The following is an 18,008-nucleotide window of genomic DNA, read 5'->3' on the forward strand; positions in this document are numbered from 1 at the left end:
AGGGTACGGAGGAGAGAACCTCTCGTCCGTACCCTCGAAGTCCTATGAAGTTGATCTTTTAGCTCTGCGCGGCGAGCTGGGCCTTGACCTCGTCCATGTCGAGCGCGCGCACCTGCTCGATGATGGAGTCGAGCGCGGAGGACGGCAGCGCGCCCGGCTGCGAGAACACGATCACGCCGTCGCGGATGGCCATGATGGTCGGGATCGAGCGGATGCCGAACTTCGCGGCGATCATCTGCTCGGCCTCGGTGTCCACCTTGCCGAACGTGATGTCCTCGTTCTTGGCGGACGCGGCCTCGTACGTCGGGGCGAACTTCAGGCACGGGCCGCACCAACTGGCCCAGAAGTCGACGAGCACGATGCCGTCCTTGCTCGTCACGTCGTCGAAGTTCGCGTCGGTCAGCGCAACGGTCGCCATGTGATGTCTCCGATCTGGGGCAATCTGGCGGGCAGAGGTTCCGGTCATCGGAACGAAACCCTGGCGGCGGGCATTCCCGCGGGGGAGTGGCGCCCGCCTCACCTGGGTCGTTACCCGTTCCGGGGCGGATTCAGTCGGGAGCGCCGGTGCAGATTCCCTGTGTGCAATTCCCACACGATTCCTCTCCGCAACGGTGTCAGTTGAGAACGAGGATCTTTCACGCGTCACCCACAGTGGTGGGAGCGGTTCCGGACGAGTGTCCTCGCACAACCTGTCCGACCTGCAGTGTGAGGCTGAGGTAGGGATTTCCCTTGCGGTGACACTGTGTTATCCCTCACTTAAAAATACGATAAGTAACATCTCGAATAGATAACTGTCGCCCAAACAACTAGCCCGAGCCCTTCCCTTCAATACGGACGGTGAGGCAAAATCTTCTCCAACAGAGCGTGGGCGGCGGGTGCCGGGGAGGGCCCCGCCGCTCATTGCGTCCAGGGAAAGTTTGAGCGTGAGGATCCCGCTCCGCCCTCAGGACGTGCGATTTCCCCGCGGCGCGGTAACGACTGTCACACCCGGCCGCCTCTTTCCGTACCCGCGACGGGGTCTGATCTCAGGGTTTGGTCGCGGGGCGGGGCTCGCGCGGTCCTATGCTGACCGTGGGAGGTCGTCGCCATGCCGAGCCCGTCCGCTTCCGAACGCCGCCGGTTCGCCGCACGTGCGCCCGCGTCGCCGATACCGGCCGCGCAGTGGACCCTCCTGGTGAGGCTGCCCGGCCGCGTGGTGATCGCGGCCACCTCCGCGGAGCACGACTCACCCGGCCGCACTGTCGCCGAAGGGCTCTCCGGGCTCGCCGCCATCGCGGCCGGCCGCGCCTCGGACAGCGACCTGGTCCGCGCCGTGGTGTCCGCGGTCTACGCGGAGACGGACGGCGACGGCCCGGACGCGGAGGAGTTCACCGACCGGGACGCCGGGCTCGCCGCCGTGCTGGCCGCGTGCCGGGAGGCGGCCCGGGTGCTGGCCGAGCACGCGGACCCGGCCGACTCCGCCGCGTACCGGCAGTGGATCCAGGCGATCGCCGCGAAGGTCTGCGCCGCCTCCCGCTCCGGCCACTTCGCCGGTCCTCGCGTCTCCGGTGACGAACGGCGCTTCCTGACCGACCTGGGGGCCGCGCTGGGCCTGGTCTAATGTCTGGACTCCGTGGAGCCCGTTGAAGAACCCGTCCTCGAGGTCGGCGTCGGTCCCTGGCCGGGGCCGTGGCCGGACGACGCGCGGTACGACCCCGAGCTGCTGGCCGAGGGCGACCGGCGCAACGTCGTGGACCGCTACCGCTACTGGCGGCGCGAGGCGATCGTGGCCGACCTGGACCGGCACCGGCACGGTTTCCACGTCGCGATCGAGAACTGGCAGCACGACCTGAACATCGGCACCGTGGTCCGCAACGCGAACGCGTTCCTCGCCGCGGAGGTCCACATCGTCGGCCGCCGCCGCTGGAACCGGCGTGGCGCCATGGTCACCGATCGTTACCAGCACGTGCGGCACCACCCCACGATCGAGGAGTTCGTGGCCTGGGCGCACGCGGGCGACCTGCCGGTGATCGGCATCGACAACCTGCCCGGCGCGCGCCCGATGGAGTCCGAGGTGCTGCCGCGGCGCTGCGTGCTGCTCTTCGGACAGGAGGGCCCCGGGCTGTCCGATGTCGCACGTGACGGCTGCGACCAGCTGTTCTCCATCGCACAGTACGGCTCGACCCGGTCGATCAACGCCGGAGTGGCCAGCGGGATCGCCATGCACGCCTGGATCCGCGCCCATGCCGTCCCGGTCGGGGGTGAAAAACCCGATTCGCTTGACGCCGGGGGCGGCGGGCACGCACCGTAGTCCTGTGGGCGTGACAGTGAGTTGTCCTCGATGCGGAGGCTCGGTCAGGCCGCCGGACCTGATGAACCCGGACTGGCGGTGTGACGGCTGTGGCCCGGTCGCGCCCCTGCACGTGGCCGAGCACATCGGTCCGGAGATAGTGGAGAGCGTGACCGCGCACACGGCGAACGGTCACTCGCGCATCCCGCTCTGGTGCCCGTGGCCGCTGCTGCCGGGGTGGACCGTGACCGGCGTCGGCTGGGCCGGCGACGAACGGACCGGGGTGCGCGCGACCGCGCTGGCGTACAGCGGGCCGGCCCCGCTCGGCGACGGACCGGCCGACATCGTGCTGGTGGCGGAGGAGCCCGGCGTGGGCCTGGGCAACCGGCTGGCCGGCCTGCCCGGCCTCGACCTGGGTGACCTGATCGGCACCGCGATGGCGGACTGCTCCGGCTCGCACGCCAAGATCAAGGTGGGCGGGCATCCGACTCCACTGTGGTCGGTGAAGTCCCCGGCGGACCGCAGCGCCTACGCCGGAGAGGCCCGGGGGATGTGGCTGTATGCGGTAGCCTGGCCGGCGAGTGCGGGTTACCTGTTCGCCGAGCACGTCGTCCTGCACGACCTGTCGGAGTGGGTCCCACCCGAGCTTGTGTACGGTGCCCCGTCTCCGTACCTTCATGGACGGGCGTGAGTGCCCTGAGTGAATGGTCCGGGCTTGGGTCATTCGTTCACAGCCAGATGCACAGCTGATACTCTGAGTGCGCGGCGCACACGGTTTCTCGACAGCCGCAGAGGGGGATGGCCCGCAATGTCGCCCAAGAAGATCCTCACTTGGCTCGGAATCGCTTTCTTGATCTTCTTCGTTGCGTTCCGGCCAAACTCGGCAGCCGACGTGTTCCAGTCTCTGGGCAGCACGATCGGCGACATCGCACAGGGATTCAGCGAGTTCTTCACCAGCCTGGTCGCCTGAGTCGGTCATGACGACGGCATCGAGGCCCACCGGCCCCGACGAGGGGTATGTCGCCCCGGAGTTCGAGGCCGAGGAGTTCGAAGGGCTGCGCGTCGACGCCTCCGGCATGCCGCTGGGGTCCGCCCGGCGCGTCCTGCCGCTGGAGGACGAGCCGACCACCCTGGTCGCGCGCTACCTCTTCCCCACCGAGCGATACCGGGGGGAGTGGAAGCGGCACTGGGTCCACCTGTGGACACCGCTGCTGATCGGCGCCGGCGCCACGTTCGTGCTCGGGTACCTCTCCGGCTTCCTGGCCAAACAGGAGTCGGCGAGCGGGTTCACCACGGTGGCCGTCATCGTCTGGCTCGGCGTCATGGGCTTCGTGGCGTGGAAGGTCGCGGACTGGTATTTCGACCGGTTCATCCTGACCAACAAGCGGGTGATGGTCGTCAACGGCATCATCACGCGCAAGGTCGCCATGATGCCGCTCGCCCGCGTCACCGACATGAAGTACGAGCAGTCCCCGGTGGGACGCATGCTCAACTACGGCACGTTCGTGCTGGAGTCCGCAGGTCAGGACCAGGCACTCCGCGAGGTCAAGCACCTGCCGAACCCGAACGAGCTGTACCTGCGCGTCGTCGAGGAGATGTACGAGCCTCAGGCCGTCGAGGCCCGCCTCGGCAAGAACGCCGACCCCGGCGACGACGCGTGACGACGCGTATTTCAACCGTTCGCCGATAGCTATCACCCTCCATGTCGTGTGAGTCTGATCGGGACTGCTGCGACGCGGGGGGAGAGTGACGCGTGGAAGGCGACTCGGAGGCGGCGCCGGTCAGCGCCGATCGAGACCTGCACACGATCGCGAACAGCATCGACGACGAGTTCCGCGACTTCGTCTCCGCCCGGTCCAGTGCGCTGCTGCGCACCGCGTACCTGCTGGCCGGTGACTGGGCGACCGCGGAGGACCTGCTGCAGACCGCGCTCACCAAGACGTACCTGGCCTGGCGCCGGCTCGGGCAGATCGAGGCCGTCGAGCCGTACGCGCGCCGGGTCCTGGTCAACACGGCCACCAGCTGGTGGCGCCGCCGCTGGCACGGCGAGCGCCCCACCGAGGTGCTGCCGGAACGCGCCGCGCCGGACGAGATCGAGGCACAGCTGGAGCGGGACGCGCTCTGGCGTCACGTGCGCGAACTGCCCGCCCGGCAGCGGGCCGTGCTGGTGCTCCGGTTCTACGAGGACATGTCCGAGGCGCAGACCGCCGCGATGCTGAACATCTCGCCCGGCACCGTGAAGAGCCAGACGTTCCGGGCGCTGAACGCGTTGCGCCAGCGTCTGGCCGCCGAGGGCATCGACCCGGACTCGGGCGTGCCGGTCCCCGCCGCGACGCCGGAGCCGGCGCTGCGCCCCGAGCCGGTCATCCCGACCCGGCCGCTGCCCGCGCGCCCCGTGCCGGTCGCCCGCCCGCAGCCGGCCCGGGAGGCACAGCCGGCCCGGGAGGGGCAGCTCGCCCGGGAGGGGCGGTGAGCCCGATGCTGGAGGACCGGCTCCGTGACCTCTTCGCGGCCACCACGCAGAACACGCGCTCCGCGGACGACCCCGCGACCCGCGCCATCGCCCGTGCCCGCGTCGTCCGCAAACGGCGGCTGACGCTCGCGTCCGCGGCCGCGGTGCTGCTGACCGGCGCATCCGTGCTCGGGCTGGGCGCGCTCCGGCCCGGCGTGGGCATGTCGCCCACGGCCATGCTGCCCAACGGCGCGCTGGTCGAGCCGAGCAGTCAGGCGCCGCCGCTGCCGCCGGCCGTGGCCGAGGTCGAGCACGGCCCCGGCGACACCGGCCTCGACCTGGACCTCCGGGCCGGGGACCAGCTCTGGACGACCGGCGGGTCCGTGGTGACGCTGTCCGGCGTGGGCGCGGTCACCCGGGCGTACCGGGTGCCGATCGGCTGGGTCTACGGCGGCGAGCACGGCGTCCGGCTGCTGCTGCGGTCCGACGGCACCACCAAGGCGCTCACCGGCGAGGGCGACGACTGGGCGCTCGACCCGGAGGGCGGGCGGATCACGTTCGTCGCGGACGGGCGGCTGCACGTCGCCGCCGTGACCGCGAAGGGCCTGGCCGTCACCGGTGGCGGGCCGGTCGGCGCGCACGTGCGCCCGGTCGGCTTCGTCGGCGACCGGGTGCTGATCCGCACCGGCGACGCCGGGTACGCGTTGTTCGACCCGGCCGCGCCGGCCGAGCCCGCGGCCAACGCGCGCGTGCTCGCCGTGTTCGGGCCGCGGGCCGGCGGCGCGGTCACCGCGCTGGTCCGCGAGGAGGACGGCGACCGGATCTGCCTGGCCCGGCTGACCGCGGCCGGGGCGGAGCTGGCGATCGGTGAGACCACCGGATGCGAGCTGGGCCTGACCCGGGACGGCGACGCGGGCGCGCGCCTGTCCGCCGACGGCAGCCACCTCTACCAGGCCGGCGTGGGCGCGCTCCGGATGATCGACGTCGACAGCGGGCGGGAGACCGCGCAGTGCGCGGCCCGCACCGCCACGACCGCGGTCTGGGCCACCGGCGACCTGCTGCTGGCCGGCTCGGACCGGCTGTCGATCAGCTGCCGGGCCGACGGCGGGCGGGAGACGGCCGCGCTGCCGGCGGGCGTGCCGGACGGATGGCAGTACGTGCCGTGGCTCGGGCCGACGGACGACCTCGGGACGAAGTAGGACACACTCGATCAGTGACGCGTATCGACCTGCACACCCACTCTACCGCCAGCGACGGCACACTGCGCCCGGCCGAGCTGGTCCGGGCCGGGGCCGAGGCCGGGCTGACCGTGATGGCGATCACCGACCACGACACCACGGCCGGCTGGGCCGAGGCGGAGCGGGCCCGGCCGGACGGGCTGACGCTGATCCGGGGCGCGGAGATCTCCTGCCGGTGGCACGGCGCGGAGCAGGGGATCGGGCTGCACCTGCTGGCGTACCTGATCGATCCCGCGGACGCGGCGCTCACCACCGAGCTGGCCCGGGTACGCACCGACCGGGAACGGCGCGGCGAGGCGATCGTCGACCTGCTGCGCGCGGACGGCGTGGACGTGAGCTGGGCCGAGGTGATGGAGTACGCGGCCGGCGGCGCGGTCGGACGCCCGCACATCGCACAGGCGCTGATCCGGCTCGGCCTGGTCACCACCACGTCCGAGGCGTTCGGGCCGCAGTGGCTGGGCCGCCGCTACCGGCTGCCCAAGGCGGACATCGACGTGTTCACCGCGGTACGGCTGGTCCGTGACGCCGGCGGCGTACCGGTCTTCGCCCACCCCCGCGCCAGCCGCCGCGGCCGGATCGTGCCGGACTCGATGATCGTGGAGCTGGCCGCGGCCGGGCTGTTCGGCCTGGAGGCGGACCACGAGGACCACTCGCCGGAGGAGCGGGAGCACGTGCGCGCGCTCGCGGACCGGCTCGGCCTGGTGGTGACCGGCTCGTCCGACTTCCACGGCGCGCACAAGACCGTACGGCTCGGCGCGTTCACCACCGCGCCGGAGGTGCTGGACCGGATCGTCGCGGCCGGTCACGGAGTCCCGCCGCTCTGACCGAAGTTGATCACGCTACCGTGATCACGTGGATCTCAAACTGTTCGGCGAGGTCTTCGTGACCCTGCTGGTCATCGTGGACCCACCCGGCATGGTGCCGATCTTCCTGGCACTCACCGGAACACTGCCCGTGCGCGAGCGCCGCAAGGCCGGGCGGCAGGCGGTCGCGCTGGCGTTCGGTGTCATCGTGGTCTTCGCGCTGCTCGGCCAGACGCTGCTCGACTACCTGCACGTCGACCTGCCCGCGCTCCAGGGCGCCGGCGGCCTGCTGCTGATCCTGATCGCGCTCGAACTGCTCACCGGCAAGACCGACGCCACGCCCGACCGTCAGGTCACCTCGAACGTGGCGCTGGTGCCGCTCGGCGTGCCGCTGCTGGCCGGTCCCGGCGCGATCGTGGCCACCATGCTGTTCGTCAAGAACGCGTCGAATGCGGCCGACTACGTCTCCATCGCGCTCGGCGTCGTCGCCGTGATGGGCGTGGTCCTGCTGGTCCTGCGCTTCTCCGGCGGGATCGTGAAGGTGCTCCGGCCGGGCGGCATCGAGGTGCTCACCCGCATCGCCGGCCTGCTGCTGGCCGCGATCGCGGTGCAGCTGATCGCGGACTCGGTGGCCGCGTTCGTGACCGAATACACCCGCCACGCGCTGTAGGTCCGGTCGCCTCCTGGCAGGATCGGGGGGTGCGCAGGTCTTCGTCGTCGTCCACCGGCCGTTCCGCCGTGCCCGAGCAGCTCGGCTTCCCCGGCATGCCGCAGCGGCTCTTCGTCTGCACACCCAGCAAGCTGGGGTCATACGCGGACTGCCCGAGGCGGTACCGGTACTCGTACGTCGACCGCCCCACCCCGCCCAAGGGGCCGCCGTGGGCGCACAACTCGCTCGGCGCCAGCGTGCACACCGCGCTGAAGAACTGGTTCGGCCTGCCCGCCGACCGCCGCCGCCCCGAGGCACTGGCCACACTGCTCAAGGCCACGTGGGTACGGGAGGGCTACCGCGACGTGGAGCAGGAGCGCGAGGCCTGGCGGAAGGCGCTGGGCTGGCTGGAGGGCTACGTCTCCGGTCTCGACCCCGCGTCCGAGCCCGTCGGTGTGGAGCGCGTGGTCGCGGCCCGCACCGCCGTGCTGGCGCTGAGCGGCCGCGCCGACCGGATCGACGCCCGCGTGATGCCGGACGGGCGCCGTGAGCTGGTGATCGTCGACTACAAGACCGGCCGGTCCGGCTCCGAGCCGGACGAGGCGCGCGGCTCCCAGGCGCTGGCGCTCTACGCGTTCGCCGCGGAGAAGGTCTTCCACCAGCCGTGCCACCGCGTCGAGTTGCACCACCTGCCGAGCGGTGCCGTGGCCGCCCACGAGCACACGGACGACTCGCTGGCCCGCCAGGTCCGGCGCGCCGAGGACACCGCCCAGGACATCATGGCCGCGGAGCAGGCGATCGCGGACGGCGCCGACCCCGACACCGCGTTCCCCACCGCGCCCGGCCGTCTCTGCTCCTGGTGCGACTTCCGCGCCTCCTGCCCGGACGGCGCCACCGCCGAGCCGAAGGACCCGTGGTCCGCGATGGAGGCGACGCTGCGGACCGATCCCGCACCCCGCCCGCGCGAGGGCGACCAGGCCTGACGGCCCGCCCGCCACCACCCTCCCCGCGCACCCTCCCCTCATCGTCGAAGGGCCGGGCGGGTCTTGACCGTGCGCCCACGGCACTGGCAGGAAGGTCGGTCAACGACCGACCGGTGTCGCCGGGAGGCCTCGGCAGGTGATGCGAGACCAACCGGGTAGATCAAGATCTTGAATTTTCCCGGCTGCAGGCCGATGGCTCTCCTCCGCCCGCCTTTGCTCTGCTTACCTGACACAAAACGGATCGGGAGCGGCGAAACGGCGCAGTAGCGGTGAAGTGGCGCAGAACCGCACGGCGCCGCGTAGGTAAGCAGAGCAAAGCGCGTAGGTAAGCAGAGCAAAGGCGGGCGGAAAGGGGGGATAACGGGCCTGCGGGGGATGGGGCGGCGGCGCTATCGGTCGGCGGCGCGGCGGGACTGGCAGGCGGGGCAGAGGCCCCAGAACGTGACCTCGGCCTCGTCGACCGCGAAGCCGGCGGCGGAGTGCGGCTCCAGGCAGGGGGCGCGGCCGACGACGCAGTCGACGTCGGCGATCTCGCCGCAGCCGCGGCAGACGATGTGATGGTGGTTGTCGCCGGTGCGGGCCTCGTAGCGGGCGGGGCTGCCGGCCGGCTCCAGGCGGCGGGCCAGGCCGGCCCGGGAGAGCGCGCCGAGCACGTCGTAGACCGCCTGGGTGGAGACCGAGTCGAGACGCAGCCGGACCTGGCGGGCGATCTCCTCGACCTCCAGGTGACCGCCGCCGGACAGCACGTCCAGCACGGCGAGGCGAGGGCGGGTGACCCTCAGGCCGTGCTCCCGGAGCTGGTCATCGGCGGTGGGCATTCAACTATGACAACACGTCACCGCACGGCACTCAAGGTCACGGACCGGACAGGCTCCCAGGTGGTGGTGACGAACACAGAAGCAGATTGGGGGCAAACATCGGGAACCGGACCGATCAGGCAGTGACTGTGTTGACGTAGTCATCGAGGGAACGGCCTGAGGAGTCATCGTGTTCGAGACCATCAACGGGATGCCCGCGCACGTGCTGCTGGTGCACGCCGCGGTCGTGTTCGTGCCGCTGCTCGCGCTGGGCGCGATCGTCTTCGCGGTCTGGCCGGCGGTACGGCACCGCATCGACTGGGCCGTGGCGATGCTGGCGGTGGTGGCACCGCTCGCCGCGCTGTTCTCGATGCTCTCCGGCAACGCGTTCTACAAGATGCGCGAGGAGGACGGCACGCCCGAGGAGTTCCTCGACCAGATCGGGGTGCACGCCTCGTACGGGCAGCGTACGTTCTTCTTCTCGCTCGGCCTCGGGCTGGTCACCGGCGCGCTGCTCCTGCTGGTCCGCCGGGCCGGCACGCCGAAGGCGGTCACCATCGGGCTGAGCGTGGTCGCGGTGCTCCTGGCGCTGGTCACCGGCTACTTCGTGGTGATGACCGGCGACACCGGCGCGTCGATGAACTGGAAGATCTCCTAGAAGAGGAACCGTCCGCAGACGGTGCAGAGCGCGACCGTCATGACCACCAGCGCGCAGATCCCGACGCCGTAGCTGAGCTGTCGTGCGCGGGACTCGGCCGCGTCCAGCGCGCCCAGGTTCTGGCCGGGCAGCTGCCGCGGCGGCGGGGACGGCCGCAGCACCGGCGGCCGCCAGCCCGGCGCGGGCGGGGTCTGCGGCGGCGGGCCGGTGTAGCCGGTCTCCTCGGCGGACGGGGGAGGGCCGGAGACGTCCCGCCAGGGGCTGTGGTCGTCCGGGGCACCGCTGGGGGTCGTCACGCCATCTGACGCTACCAACGCGCCATCCGGGCGACCCACCTGCGGGGGATGCCGGTCATCTGCGGGTGGGTACGCTGGTTCGCGTGAACCCGGAGCTTGAGCCCCGTGCCGGCATCGATGACGAGCGCACCGTCGACCTGGTCGACGACGACCTGCCCGTGCTGCCGGACCAGACCTCGGACGACACCGATCGCGGCTGGGGCGACTACACCGCCGGCGGCGGGAACGATGCCCGTCTGCTGGAGGACCGCCCGCCGCACTGGTAGGCCGGACAAAAAGTTATCCACAGGCTGAGGATTCCGGCCTGTGGATAACCCGTAGATCTGTGGATAACTCGCGCGTTCTGTGGACGACGGGTTACGAGGCTGTGGATGTCGTGCTGCTGGACGACGTCGAGGAAGCGGCGGGCGCGGCGGCGGGCTTGCTGTCCGCCCCGCTCTTCGACGAGCTCTGCGTCTCCGCGGGCTTCTTCGTCTCGGCCGGCTTCGACTCCGAGGAGCTGGCGCCGGACGCCTCGGACGACGTGCTGCCGCCGCGCGAGTCGGTCCGGTAGAACCCGGAACCCTTGAACACGATGCCCACCGAGTTGAACAGCTTGCGCAGGCGCCCCTGGCAGACCGGGCACTCGGACAGCGGCGCGTCGCTGAACGACTGCACCGCCTCGAGCTGGTGGCCGCACTCGGTGCAGGCGTACTGGTAGGTGGGCACGTTCCCCTCCGGAGGATCTTCGGCGGCGCTCTTGTGATGCTCAGTGCGAGACAACGCGCGGTTGGCACTCGGGAATTCCGAGTGCCAATGATCCGCCATCGGGGCGCCATCCGTCCAGCGAGGTGGTGCTCACCCGAGCCGGAGCAGCCCGCCGCCCGGGGTGATCACGGCCTGCACCCGCCGGTCGTGCGGTTCCGCGGGCAGCTCGTCGACCAGCTCGTCGTCGTGCAGCAGCGCCACCACCAGCGCGGACGGGCATCGGGCGAGCGCCCGGTCGTAGGAGCCGCCGCCCCGGCCGAGCCGCACGCCGCGCCGGTCGACCGCGAGCGCGGGCACCACGACCAGCGCCGCGTCCGCGACCGAGTCCGGCCCGCGGCGGCGCCCGCTGGGTTCGCGGAGTCCGCGTCCGGTGGCGGTGAGTGACGCGGGTCCGGCGTACACGGCCCAATCAAGATCAAGATCCGGCAGGAGTACGGGGAGCAGCAGCGTCCCGCCGGGGTGGAGCATGCGGGCCAGCGCGTCCGGCAGGTCGGTGCCGCCGGGTTCGGCACCGACCGGCACGTACGCCGTGGCCACCGCCGGTCGTTCGGCCTCGATCAGCGCACCCAGCGCCCGGCGCACCGCGGCGGCGGCCTGACGGCGCCGATCCTCCGGCAGCGCCCGTCGCGCGGCCAGCAGCCGGCCCCGGACCGTGGTCTTCCGCGCCCGGTCGTCCGGCTCTCGTACAAACTCGTCCTGATCCGAAAAATCCGGCACGCAACACTCCAGCCACAACCCCGGCAATCGGGTCGTCCTATGCCAGCATCGCAGCTAACGGGCCCGGCGTCATGGGGGGAGAGGCGGTGACCCTGCGCGGACGGTTGACCTCCGCCTTCCTCGCGGTCGTGCTCGGCCCGGTGCTGCTCGGCGCCGTCTTCGTGGGCGGCGCGGTGGACGCGCTCGGCCGCGACCGCGCACACGAGCGGCTGGACACCGCGGCCGGCGCGGTCCGTACCGCGATCGGCGAGCTCTGCGCCCGGCTCTCCGCCAGCGCGGACGCGCTCGCGGTGCTGCCCGACCCGGCCCAGCGCGCGGTCCTGGCGGACCTGGTCGTCGCGCGCGGCCTGGCCACCGCGGTCCAGGTGGTGGACGCGACCGGCGCACCGGAGCTGACCAGTGCGAACGCGCCCGCGACACCGTGGGCGGACTGCGCGGCACCCTCGCCGCAGGGGCCGCCGCGCGCGCTCGCGGCCCGGGTGGAGATCCGGGACGGCACCGGCGCCCGGGTGGCCGCGGTCTACGTGACCCAGGCCGTCGACGAGAGCCTGGTCCGGCGGCTCGCGGCCGCGACCGGCGGCGGCGTCACGCTGCTGGACGACGCGGGCGCGGCCGTGCGCAGCACCGAGACCACGGCGGACCGGGCCGGCGTGACCACGTCCGTGCGCTGGCTGACCGGCGAGGGCACCGCGGTCGCGGACGGCGGCCGGTACGTGCGCCGCCTCGGCCCCGCGCCCGGCCAGCCGCTCCCGCTGGCCGTCTCCGTCCCCGGCCCGGACCGCCGCGACCTGTTCGCCGTGCTGTCCGGCATCGTGCTGCTGGCCGGCGCGCTGGCCGTGCTGACCGCGGCCTGGCTGGCCCGGTCCACCACCCGCCCGCTGGCCGAGCTGGCCCTGGCCGCGGACCGGGTGGCCGGTGGTGACCTGGACGTGCGCGTGCCGGTCCGCGGGCACGACGAGGTGGCCCGGCTCGGCGGCGCGTTCAACCGGATGACCCGGGAGACGCAGGCCTACGTGCAGGCGCTCACCGCTGGCCGCGACCAGCTGCGCCGCAATCTGCGCATCCTCGGCGAGACACTGTCCGGCACGCACGACCTGGACCGGATCCTGCGCGTGCTGCTGCGCACCGCGATGGCGGCCACCGGCGCACGGGCCGGCCTGGTGCTGCTGCACGACCCGGACACCGGCCACCTGGTCGGCCGCTGCGCGGACGGGCTGGGCGAGCGCGCGCCGCACGCGGAGCCGGCCGCGCTGCGGATCGCGGTCGGGCGTGGCCTGCTCGGATCGGTGGCCGCCACCGCGGAGCCGCGCCGGGGCCGGGTGCACCCGGACGGCGCGCCGCTCTGCCCGGAGGAGCCGCGCTGCCTGACCTACGTGGCCGTGCCGTTCTGCCCGCCGGGCGACGACGCCGCGGGCGAGACCGGGCCGGCCGCGACCGGCGTGCTGGCGCTCTACGACCGGCTCGGTGCGGACGACTTCGACGACGTGGACCTGGGGACGCTGCGCACGTTCGCCGGGCAGGCCGCGGTCGCGGTGGAGAACGTGCGCGTGCACGAGGAGGCGCAGCGGCTCTCGCTCACCGACCCGGTCACCGGGCTGTGGAACTACCGCTACCTGCAGGAATCGATCCGGCGTGAGGTGGAGCGGGCCAGCCGGTTCGGGCGCACGCTGGCCGTGCTGGTGCTGGACCTGGACCACTTCAAGGCCGTCAACGACACGTACGGCCACGCGGTCGGCGACGCGGTGCTGGTCGAGTTCGCCCGGCGGGTGCGGGCCGGGCTGCGCGAGGTCGACCTGGCGTTCCGGCAGGGCGGCGAGGAGTTCGTGGTGCTGCTGCCGGAGACGGACACCGACGGCGCCGCCACCGTGGCGGAACGGCTGGGCGCGGCCGTGCGGGACAGCCCGGTGCCGGTGGCGGACCGGCTGCGGGTGCCGGTGACGGTCTCGATCGGCATCGCGGTCTACCCGCGGCACGGCGCGAGCGCGCAGCGGGTGCTGGACGCGGCGGACGAGGCGGTCTACGCGGCGAAGGCGGGCGGCCGGGACACGTACCGGCTGTGCGCGCCGGCGCCTGTCCTTGCCGGTGGCGTGAGAAAGACCATTCCGGCCGTACCGCTGATGGAACTTGATCTTAATTCTGAGCTTGATGTCCGTCTTAATCCTGTTTCGGTGGCGGGTGAGGCTGATGGGGCAGATGATGAGGAGGCAGCCGCGACCGCAACCGGCGTGCCGTATGGACCAGCGACGCCGCGGCAGACCCGTGGCCGATAGTCTCGCGGCATGTCGGACCCCACCCTCAGCGAAGGTGCCGTGACCCGAGCCATGACCACGTCAGACTCACCGCAGGCCACCCCCGGCCGCAGAGCCGTCAAGGCGGTCATCCCCGCCGCCGGGCTCGCGACCAGGTTCCTGCCCGCGACCAAGGCCGTGCCCAAGGAACTCTTGCCGGTGGTCGACCGTCCGGTGCTGCAGTTCATCGTGGAGGAGGCCGCGGCGGCCGGCATCACCGACGTGCTGCTGGTGACCGGCCGCGGCAAGACCTCCATGGTGGACCACTTCGACCGGCGCCCGGACATCGAGGAGCGGCTGCGCTCCAAGGGTGACGACAAACGGCTCAACGAGGTGCGGCGCACCAGCGAGCTGGCGGACATCTACACGGTGCGCCAGGGCGAGGCGCTCGGTCTCGGCCACGCGGTCGGCACCGCGGCCGCGCACGTCGGTGACCAGCCGTTCGCGGTGCTGCTCGGCGACGAGTTCGTCGAGGAGGACAAGCCGCTGCTGCCGTCGATGCTGGAGCTGCAGGCGCGTACCGGCGGGATCGTGCTCGCGTTCATCGAGGTGCCCGACGACGAGGTCTCCCGGTACGGCATCGCCTCGGTCGCGCCGGCCGAGGGCTTCGACGAGCTCGGCGAGGTGGTCCGGGTGACCGGCCTCGTGGAGAAGCCGTCGAAGGAGGAGTCGCCGAGCAACTACGCGGTCGTCGGGCGGTACGTGCTGCCCGGGAAGATCTTCGACGTGATCAGGGAGACGAAGCCCGGCAGCGGCGGCGAGATCCAGCTGACCGACGCCATGGCCACGCTCCTCGCCGAGGGCACGCCGGTGCACGGCATCGTCTACCGCGGCGTCCGCTACGACACCGGGATGCCGCTCGGCTACCTGCAGACCGTGGTCCAGCTCGCGGCCGAGCGAGACGACATCGGGCCGGCGTTCCGCGCCTGGCTCGGCGACTACGTCGGAGGACAAACCGGATGACTGCGACGGCCGACGCCGAGGCGGCCGCTAACGAGCTGACGCCACTCGCCGACTACCTGGGCAGCGTGCTGCGCAGGCTACGGCCGTTGCCGCCGCTCGACCTCGACCTCACCCAGGCGTACGGCAACGTGCTCGCCGAGGACGTCGTCGGCCCGCACCCGGTGCCGGCCTTCGACCAGGCGGCCATCGACGGGTACGCGGCGCGCTGGGAGGACATCGCGGCAGCCGGCCGCAGCGGCTCGCACCCGGCCTTCGGCATGCACGAGGGCCGGGTGCCGGACCCGCGGCCGGTGCGCCTCAACGTCGTTGGCGACCTCGGCGCGGCCAGCTGGCGGCCGGTCCGGCTCACCCCGGGCGCGTGCTTCTCGGTCGCGGCCGGCTCGCCGCTGCCGATGGGCGCGGACGTGGTGGTGCCGGTCCCGTGGACCGACCAGGGCATGGCCGCGGTCGAGATCTACCAGGCCCCCAAACGGGGGTACGGCCTGCGCCGCGCCGGTGAGGAGTTGCCGGCCGGTGCGGTGCTGGCGCGGGCCGGCACCTACGTCAGCCCGGCGCTGGTCGCGGTGTTCGCCGCGTCCGGCATCGGGCACGTGGTGGTGCGGCCCAGCCCGCGCGTGGTCCTGGTGGCCACCGGCGACGAGCTGGTCGAGGTCGGCCGCGCCAGCCAGCCCGGCCAGGTGGTGGACGCCAACTCGCACGCGCTGACCGCGGCCGCGGTGGAGGCGGGCGCGCTGGCGTACCGGCTGGGGATCTGCGACGACGACCCGGAGGGCCTGCGCACGCTGCTGGAGGACCAGACGCTGCGCGCCGACCTGCTGATCACCACGGGCGGCACCGGGATCGGGCCCGGCGACATGGTCCGGCGGATACTCTCCCGGCGTGACGTCGGGCGCACCGGGCCGGTCACGTTCACCGATGTGGCGCTCTATCCCGGAACGGCGCTGGGATTCGGTACGGTCGGTGCCGAGGAGGTGCCGATCATATGTCTGCCCGGGGATCCAGGCGCCGCACTGGTGGGTTTCGAGGTGCTCGCCAGGCCGGCCATCCAGCTGCTCGCGGGCGCGGAGCCGGTGTTCCGGCCGAGCGTGCGGGCGCACCTGCTGGAGACCGTGTCGTCGCCGGCGGGCCTGCGCGAGTTCCGGCCCGCACACGTGGCCGAGCGGCGCGGCGGTGGCTACACGGTCCAGCCCCTGGCCGGCGGTCCCTACACGCTCTCCGGCATGGCCGAGGCGAACGGGCTGCTGGTGCTCGGCGAGCGGGTGACGAGCGCGGCCGCGGGCTCCACCGTGGATGTGTTGCTGCTCGACCGCCGGCGGTGACCGCGTGATCTGGGGGGACACTCCCGGGTGGCCGGTCGTGCTGGCGGACGGGCCGGTGCTGCTGCGGCCGTACCGGCGCTCCGACGCGGCCGCCTGGTCCGAGGTCCGGATCGCGAACCGGCAGTGGCTGGCGCCGTGGGAGTCCGCGCCACCCGGGCCGTGGGAGGAGCTCAACTCCACCCGCGCCTACCGGTACGTCTACGCGGACATGCGGCGGTCCGGGCGGCGCGGCGAGAGCATGCCGTTCGCGGTCTGCCTGCGCGAGAACGGCGCGGAACGCGTGGTCGGCCACATCAACCTGGGCAACATCGTGCGGCGCGCGTTCTGCTCCGCGTACGCGGGCTACTGGGTCGACTCGCGGGTGGCCGGCCGGGGCATCATCCCGACCGCGCTCGCGCTCACCGTGGACCATGCGTTCGGCGCGGCCGGCCTGCACCGCATCGAGGTCAACATCCGCCCGGAGAACCGGCCGTCCCGGCGCGTCGTGGAGAAGCTCGGTTTTCGTGAGGAGGCTTACCACGCGCGCTACATGCACATCGACGGCAACTGGCGCGATCACATCGGATACACGCTGACCAGCGAAGATGTGGCCGCGGAGGGTGGTCTGCTGCGGCGGTGGCATCGACTGCGGCAGCACACGGCATGATCTTTTCTACGGAGTTCGGTCGGCGTGCCGTCCTAATTTGCCCCTGACGCCCCCGTAACCTCGAAGAACTGGGACTTGACGGCGGCCTGGGCGGTCGTCGATGGGGTGACGGGAGGGTTGAGGGTGCCGACCTCGGTGCTCCTCGCCGTCCTCGCTGCCGCCGGGCTGCTCGCCCTTGCGCCGGCGCTTGTCCGCCGGTACGACGCAACCGAGCGCCAGGTGGCGGAGCGGGCGCAGTCGACGGCCAGGGTGCTCGAGCGCCGCCGCCGTCGCCGCACCGTGCCCGGACGACGCCCGATCAACCCGCCACGCCACATGATGCCGCCGACTTCTGAGAAGTCTGTGCCATCTTCGCCTGATCATGCCGGTTTGTCCAGCTCTGCGGCATCTCCGGGTCGGCGTGGCCGCCGGCGCACGCTCCGCGCGGTGCCCGACGGCGCCCGGCGCCGCCGCCCCCGCGCCCGTCGCGGCCACGCCACCGCCGTCACCCGCCGCCGCCGCGTCCTCGCCTCACTCGTCCTGCTCAACGGCGTCGAGCTGCTCGGCGTCGCGGTCGTCGGCCCCGGCTTCTGGATCAGCGTCTCCGTCACCGGGCTGCTCCTCGCGGTCTATGTCGTACACCTGCGCAACCGGGCCATAGCGGACCGCCGGCGACGCCGCCAGCAGGCGCGGGAGGCGCTGTGGCTGGCCCGCCGCCAGGCCGAGGTGCGGCGCGAGCAGGAGCGGCGGGCCGCGGCCCGCCGCGAGGACCGGCGACGTCTCGCCGCCCAGCGGGAGGCGGTGCGGCGCGCGGCGATGGGGCTGGACCGGGGACCGGACACCGAGCTGCCGGCCGCAGCGGACGGGACCGCCGGACCACCGGTGCCACCCCCGAAGCCACGCGGCGGATCGGTGTCGTACCGGCCGTCACCGGGGCTGCGCGGGCGGCCGTACCAGGCCGGCGGCGGGGCCAACCAGGGCCGCCGCCCCGACTCCGCCTGACACGCCGGGGGCGATTCGCGCGGCGCTCGTGCCACCTGTTAATGTTGTCCACGTTCCGCCAGCGGGGTGACCTGCGGCGGAGGGTTGGGGCTGTGGCGCAGTCTGGTAGCGCACCTCGTTCGCATCGAGGGGGTCTGGGGTTCAAATCCCCACAGCTCCACCAACAAGACTCAAAGGTCAAGGGCGGTCACCGAAATTTCGG

General features: G+C 72.6%; 21 protein-coding genes, 1 tRNA gene and 1 pseudogene. 18 read left to right on the plus strand and 5 right to left on the minus strand.

Translation table 11 applies throughout. From position 1 onward, the window contains the following. Nucleotides 1–58: 58 nt before the first annotated feature. The gene (gene trxA / locus OP04_RS32050) at nucleotides 59–418 is read right to left on the minus strand and encodes a thioredoxin (protein WP_033343651.1); all 360 of its coding nucleotides are present in this window, start codon (nucleotides 416–418) and stop codon (nucleotides 59–61) included. 669 nt (nucleotides 419–1,087) lie between these two features. Between trxA and OP04_RS32055 the strand changes: the two genes are divergently transcribed. From OP04_RS32055 to OP04_RS32095, 10 genes and pseudogenes are all read left to right on the plus strand, one after another. Continuing rightward, nucleotides 1,088–1,600 (plus strand): hypothetical protein, encoded by a 513-nt coding sequence (locus OP04_RS32055; protein WP_033343652.1) that lies wholly within the window; start codon nucleotides 1,088–1,090, stop codon nucleotides 1,598–1,600. Between the two features lie 12 nt (nucleotides 1,601–1,612). Further along, entirely contained in the window at nucleotides 1,613–2,290 is a 678-nt protein-coding gene (locus OP04_RS32060) for a TrmH family RNA methyltransferase (protein ID WP_051799423.1), read from the plus strand. Further along, nucleotides 2,223–2,960, plus strand: coding sequence for a DUF6758 family protein (locus tag OP04_RS32065; protein ID WP_332309691.1), 738 nt, complete (start codon nucleotides 2,223–2,225; stop codon nucleotides 2,958–2,960). The genes OP04_RS32060 and OP04_RS32065 overlap by 68 nt, the downstream gene beginning before the upstream one ends. A gap of 117 nt (nucleotides 2,961–3,077) precedes the next feature. After that, nucleotides 3,078–3,239 carry a hypothetical protein gene (locus OP04_RS54915; RefSeq protein WP_198154052.1) on the plus strand — a complete coding sequence of 54 codons (162 nt, stop codon included), beginning with the start codon at nucleotides 3,078–3,080 and terminating at the stop codon, nucleotides 3,237–3,239. 73 nt (nucleotides 3,240–3,312) lie between these two features. Further along, nucleotides 3,313–3,930, plus strand: a pseudogene (locus OP04_RS32070) (PH domain-containing protein); the annotation flags it as partial. A 92-nt stretch (nucleotides 3,931–4,022) separates the two neighbouring features. Beyond that, entirely contained in the window at nucleotides 4,023–4,742 is a 720-nt protein-coding gene (locus tag OP04_RS32075; protein WP_408606799.1) for a SigE family RNA polymerase sigma factor, read from the plus strand. Continuing rightward, nucleotides 4,739–5,920 carry a hypothetical protein gene (locus OP04_RS32080; RefSeq protein ID WP_157240659.1) on the plus strand — a complete coding sequence of 394 codons (1,182 nt, stop codon included), beginning with the start codon at nucleotides 4,739–4,741 and terminating at the stop codon, nucleotides 5,918–5,920. Before OP04_RS32075 ends, OP04_RS32080 begins: the two co-directional genes overlap by 4 nt. A gap of 14 nt (nucleotides 5,921–5,934) precedes the next feature. Next, nucleotides 5,935–6,783, plus strand: a complete 849-nt coding sequence (locus OP04_RS32085) for a PHP domain-containing protein (protein ID WP_033343655.1) — start codon at nucleotides 5,935–5,937, stop codon at nucleotides 6,781–6,783. A gap of 28 nt (nucleotides 6,784–6,811) precedes the next feature. Next, a complete protein-coding gene (locus OP04_RS32090; RefSeq protein WP_033343656.1) occupies nucleotides 6,812–7,432 on the plus strand; it encodes a MarC family protein in 621 nt (206 codons plus the stop codon). A 29-nt stretch (nucleotides 7,433–7,461) separates the two neighbouring features. After that, nucleotides 7,462–8,394 carry a RecB family exonuclease gene (locus tag OP04_RS32095; RefSeq protein ID WP_051799424.1) on the plus strand — a complete coding sequence of 311 codons (933 nt, stop codon included), beginning with the start codon at nucleotides 7,462–7,464 and terminating at the stop codon, nucleotides 8,392–8,394. 389 nt (nucleotides 8,395–8,783) lie between these two features. On the opposite strand, the gene OP04_RS32100 is transcribed toward OP04_RS32095, so the two are convergent. Further along, nucleotides 8,784–9,212, minus strand: a complete 429-nt coding sequence (locus tag OP04_RS32100) for a Fur family transcriptional regulator (RefSeq protein ID WP_033343657.1) — start codon at nucleotides 9,210–9,212, stop codon at nucleotides 8,784–8,786. 169 nt (nucleotides 9,213–9,381) lie between these two features. Here OP04_RS32100 and OP04_RS32105 point away from each other — a divergent pair, with 169 nt between their 5' ends. Continuing rightward, entirely contained in the window at nucleotides 9,382–9,849 is a 468-nt protein-coding gene (locus OP04_RS32105) for a DUF2231 domain-containing protein (protein ID WP_033343658.1), read from the plus strand. Here OP04_RS32105 and OP04_RS32110 read toward each other — a convergent pair. Next, nucleotides 9,846–10,145, minus strand: coding sequence for a hypothetical protein (locus OP04_RS32110; RefSeq protein WP_033343659.1), 300 nt, complete (start codon nucleotides 10,143–10,145; stop codon nucleotides 9,846–9,848). The genes OP04_RS32105 and OP04_RS32110 overlap by 4 nt on opposite strands. 83 nt (nucleotides 10,146–10,228) lie before the next feature. Between OP04_RS32110 and OP04_RS32115 the strand changes: the two genes are divergently transcribed. Beyond that, nucleotides 10,229–10,411: a hypothetical protein gene (locus OP04_RS32115; RefSeq protein ID WP_033343660.1), complete on the plus strand. Its 183-nt coding sequence runs from the start codon at nucleotides 10,229–10,231 to the stop codon at nucleotides 10,409–10,411. Between the two features lie 91 nt (nucleotides 10,412–10,502). Here OP04_RS32115 and OP04_RS52215 read toward each other — a convergent pair whose 3' ends face one another. Together OP04_RS52215 and OP04_RS32125 are read right to left on the minus strand one after the other, a co-directional pair. Further along, complete coding sequence (locus tag OP04_RS52215) at nucleotides 10,503–10,853, minus strand: FmdB family zinc ribbon protein (protein ID WP_085066921.1); 351 nt, start codon at nucleotides 10,851–10,853, stop codon at nucleotides 10,503–10,505. 129 nt (nucleotides 10,854–10,982) lie between these two features. Then, nucleotides 10,983–11,609, minus strand: a complete 627-nt coding sequence (locus OP04_RS32125; RefSeq protein ID WP_033343662.1) for a 5-formyltetrahydrofolate cyclo-ligase — start codon at nucleotides 11,607–11,609, stop codon at nucleotides 10,983–10,985. Nucleotides 11,610–11,695: 86 nt separating this feature from the next. Between OP04_RS32125 and OP04_RS32130 the strand changes: the two genes are divergently transcribed. From OP04_RS32130 to OP04_RS32155, 6 genes are all read left to right on the plus strand, one after another. After that, nucleotides 11,696–13,879: a GGDEF domain-containing protein gene (locus tag OP04_RS32130; protein WP_033343663.1), complete on the plus strand. Its 2,184-nt coding sequence runs from the start codon at nucleotides 11,696–11,698 to the stop codon at nucleotides 13,877–13,879. Between the two features lie 51 nt (nucleotides 13,880–13,930). Further along, entirely contained in the window at nucleotides 13,931–14,860 is a 930-nt protein-coding gene (locus tag OP04_RS32135; RefSeq protein WP_033343664.1) for a UTP--glucose-1-phosphate uridylyltransferase, read from the plus strand. Beyond that, on the plus strand, nucleotides 14,857–16,179 hold the full coding sequence (locus OP04_RS32140; protein WP_033343665.1) for a molybdopterin molybdotransferase MoeA: 1,323 nt from the start codon (nucleotides 14,857–14,859) through the stop codon (nucleotides 16,177–16,179). Before OP04_RS32135 ends, OP04_RS32140 begins: the two co-directional genes overlap by 4 nt. 7 nt (nucleotides 16,180–16,186) lie before the next feature. Next, a complete protein-coding gene (locus tag OP04_RS32145; protein WP_408606804.1) occupies nucleotides 16,187–16,825 on the plus strand; it encodes a GNAT family N-acetyltransferase in 639 nt (212 codons plus the stop codon). 123 nt (nucleotides 16,826–16,948) lie between these two features. Continuing rightward, on the plus strand, nucleotides 16,949–17,806 hold the full coding sequence (sepX, locus tag OP04_RS32150) for a divisome protein SepX/GlpR (RefSeq protein WP_033343667.1): 858 nt from the start codon (nucleotides 16,949–16,951) through the stop codon (nucleotides 17,804–17,806). Between the two features lie 86 nt (nucleotides 17,807–17,892). Further along, nucleotides 17,893–17,969: transfer RNA gene (locus OP04_RS32155), tRNA-Ala, on the plus strand. Nucleotides 17,970–18,008: the final 39 nt, after the last annotated feature.

This window comes from Catenuloplanes japonicus, assembly GCF_000717135.1.
GTDB classification, from domain to species: Bacteria; Actinomycetota; Actinomycetes; order Mycobacteriales; family Micromonosporaceae; genus Catenuloplanes; species Catenuloplanes japonicus.

Coding starts and splice junctions, on each gene's coding strand:
- OP04_RS54915 (WP_198154052.1), top strand. CDS start 3,078: ATGTCGCCCAAGAAGATCCTCACTTGGCTCGGAATCGCTTTCTTGATC.
- OP04_RS32100 (WP_033343657.1), bottom strand. CDS start 9,212: ATGCCCACCGCCGATGACCAGCTCCGGGAGCACGGCCTGAGGGTCACC.
- OP04_RS32140 (WP_033343665.1), top strand. CDS start 14,857: ATGACTGCGACGGCCGACGCCGAGGCGGCCGCTAACGAGCTGACGCCA.
- OP04_RS32135 (WP_033343664.1), top strand. CDS start 13,931: ATGACCACGTCAGACTCACCGCAGGCCACCCCCGGCCGCAGAGCCGTC.
- OP04_RS32065 (WP_332309691.1), top strand. CDS start 2,223: ATGCCGTCCCGGTCGGGGGTGAAAAACCCGATTCGCTTGACGCCGGGG.
- OP04_RS32055 (WP_033343652.1), top strand. CDS start 1,088: ATGCCGAGCCCGTCCGCTTCCGAACGCCGCCGGTTCGCCGCACGTGCG.
- trxA (WP_033343651.1), bottom strand. CDS start 418: ATGGCGACCGTTGCGCTGACCGACGCGAACTTCGACGACGTGACGAGC.